The sequence below is a fragment of the Phenylobacterium sp. genome (assembly GCF_030679875.1).
Lineage (GTDB): Bacteria > Pseudomonadota > Alphaproteobacteria > Caulobacterales > Caulobacteraceae > Phenylobacterium.
In genome coordinates this window covers 1-2,248 of record NZ_JAUXSP010000025.1, presented here as the reverse complement: position 1 = coordinate 2,248, position 2,248 = coordinate 1, and the positions used below count along the sequence as shown (strand labels likewise).

General features: G+C 65.2%; 3 protein-coding genes and 1 pseudogene. 3 read left to right on the top strand and 1 reads right to left on the bottom strand.

Translation table 11 applies throughout. The features are described from left to right. The coding region (locus Q8K84_RS15730) for an alcohol dehydrogenase catalytic domain-containing protein (RefSeq protein WP_305283648.1) at positions 1 to 405 on the bottom strand (405 nt) is incomplete at its 3' end. A gap of 145 nt (positions 406 to 550) precedes the next feature. Between Q8K84_RS15730 and Q8K84_RS15725 the strand changes: the two genes are divergently transcribed. From Q8K84_RS15725 to fadH, 3 genes and pseudogenes are all read left to right on the top strand, one after another. After that, complete coding sequence (locus Q8K84_RS15725) at positions 551 to 1,126, top strand: carboxymuconolactone decarboxylase family protein (RefSeq protein WP_293319950.1); 576 nt, start codon at positions 551 to 553, stop codon at positions 1,124 to 1,126. 29 nt (positions 1,127 to 1,155) lie between these two features. Next, positions 1,156 to 2,007, top strand: a complete 852-nt coding sequence (locus Q8K84_RS15720; RefSeq protein WP_305283647.1) for a MaoC/PaaZ C-terminal domain-containing protein — start codon at positions 1,156 to 1,158, stop codon at positions 2,005 to 2,007. Between the two features lie 8 nt (positions 2,008 to 2,015). After that, a pseudogene (fadH, locus tag Q8K84_RS15715) lies at positions 2,016 to 2,248 on the top strand (NADPH-dependent 2,4-dienoyl-CoA reductase); the annotation flags it as partial.

Sequence of the window (2,248 nt, the reverse complement as noted above, 5' to 3'; positions counted from 1 at the left end):
CATGTACTGAGCGTAGGCGCCCCAGAGCCCCGGCATGTTCGACAACGGGATGTAGGAATAGATCTGCCGGTCGGCGCACAGGTGGTAGCGGCCGCCTAGGCAGGTGTCGCAGCTGTGACAAGACAGCATGGTCTCGACGGCGACCCGATCGCCGACATCGACGCCCCAGCGGCGCGCGGCCTTGTCGCCGATCGCCTCGATGATCCCTACGGGCTCGTGCCCGGGGATCACCGGCATCGGCGTCTTCAGAACCCCCTCGAATTGCTCGTAGTCGCTGCCACAGATCCCGCAGGCCTCGATCCTCAGAATCGCGCTGTCGGCTTCGATATCGGGGATGGGCAAGTCACGCATTTCAAGCGTGCGCGGCGCCGTCTGAACCATCGCGAAGGTTTTGGCGGGGATCACGGGCTTCGCCTCCGGCTGCGCAGCGCCAATTTATAACACATATATGTGGCCGGAAACGTATATCTGTTATATCTCCATCTAGGCAAGGACCTTCGGTCAGCTTCCGCAGGCTCACGCCCTCAGCCCTTCGCATGGAATGAACCCAATGACCGCCGACGCCCCGAGGATCGACCTTCTGAGCCTGGAAGAGGCGGCGAACGCGGCCGGGTCGGTGGGGATTTCCGAACAGATGGCGCCGCTCAGCGTGTTTCGGGTCCTCCTGCGGCATCCGGCGGTGGCGGGCGAGCTTGCCTCCACGCTCACCACCCTTCTCTTTCGCGGCAACAAGCTCGACGCCCGCCTGCGCGAACTGATCATCATGCGGATCGGCTGGAGGACCGGCTCGGTCTACGAGTGGACCCAGCACTGGCGGGTGGCCCGCGGGCTCGACATTCCCGAGACCGACCTGGCGGCTTCCCGTGACTGGAGGGGAGCCGCGAACCTGTCGGAGGCCGACAGGGCTGTGCTGCAGGCCACCGACGACACGCTCGATCAGGGCATGATCTCGGACGCCGCCTGGGAGGCCTGCTGCCTCCATCTGGCGACGGAGGCCGAACGCATTGAGCTGGTGGTTGCGATCGGCAACTGGACCATGTTCTCCCAGCTACTGAAGAGCCTGCGCATTCCGCTGGAAGACGGTGTCGAGGCCTGGCCGCCGGACGGCCATGCGCCCCGAACCTGAGTGTCCCACCCCATAGAGCCGGAGTTTCCATGATACGCATACCGATCTCGTCCGATCTTGTCGGGTTGGAGCTCCCCCCCACCACCCAGGCCTGGACCTCCAAGGACACCATGCTCTATGCCCTGGGCGTCGGCGGGCGGCCGGCGGAAGACTTGGACTTCATCTATGAAGGCCGCGGCCCGAAGGTTCTGCCGACCTACGCCGTGATCCCGGGCGGCGCAGCATTGGGCGGTCTGATGCGCACCGTCGACATGCGTCTGGAGATGCTGCTTCATGGCGAACAATCCATCGAGCTGTTCCGGCCCCTCCCCCCCGAAGCCAGCGTCGAGGTGAGCGGCCGCATCACTGAGGTCTGGGACAAGGGAAAGGCTGCCGTTCTGGGGGTCGAGGGTGTGGTCCGCGACGCCTACGGCGACCTATTCCGGACCCATGCCACACTGTTTGTCCGCGGCGCGGGCGGTTTTGGCGGCGAGCGCGGACCCTCAAGCGGAGATGGCGCCATCCCCGACCGCGCTCCGGATATTGTGGCCAGCTTCGAGACCCGTCCCGAACAAGGCGCGATCTACCGGCTGTCGGGCGATCGCAACCCCATCCATATCGACCCGGCGTTCGCAAAGATGGGCGGGTTCGACGCGCCCTTCATGCACGGGCTGTGCACCGACGGCATTGTGGGTCGCGCCATCCTGCGAGAGCTATGCGCCGACGATCCGAGCGCCTTCCATTCCTTCCAGGCCCGGTTCGCTGACCGGGTGCTGTACGGGGACACTATCGTCACCAAGATCTGGCGCACAGGCGACGGCCAGGCCGTCGTGCAGGGCGAAACCGCAGATGGGCGTATCGTCCTGTCTCAAGCCAGTGCGAAATTCGCAGTCCCAGCGTAGGCATCGACATGTCTCCCCATCCTCACCTGCTGTCACCGCTGAACCTGGGGTTCGTGACGCTCTCGAACCGCACGCTGATGGGCTCGATGCACACAGGCCTTGAAGAGGCGTCGGATGGATTCGATCGGCAGGCTCGGTTCTTCGCCCGACGGGCGCAAGGCGGCGCGGGTCTGATCGTAACCGGTGGCGTATCGCCCAATGAGGCTGGCCGGCTGGGCCGGAACGGCGCGGTGATGCGCGA

What these genes read in the sequence shown, in the direction of transcription:
- Q8K84_RS15725 (WP_293319950.1), top strand. Translation starts at nt 551, where the DNA reads ATGACCGCCGACGCCCCGAGGATCGACCTTCTGAGCCTGGAAGAGGCG.
- Q8K84_RS15720 (WP_305283647.1), top strand. Translation starts at nt 1,156, where the DNA reads ATGATACGCATACCGATCTCGTCCGATCTTGTCGGGTTGGAGCTCCCC.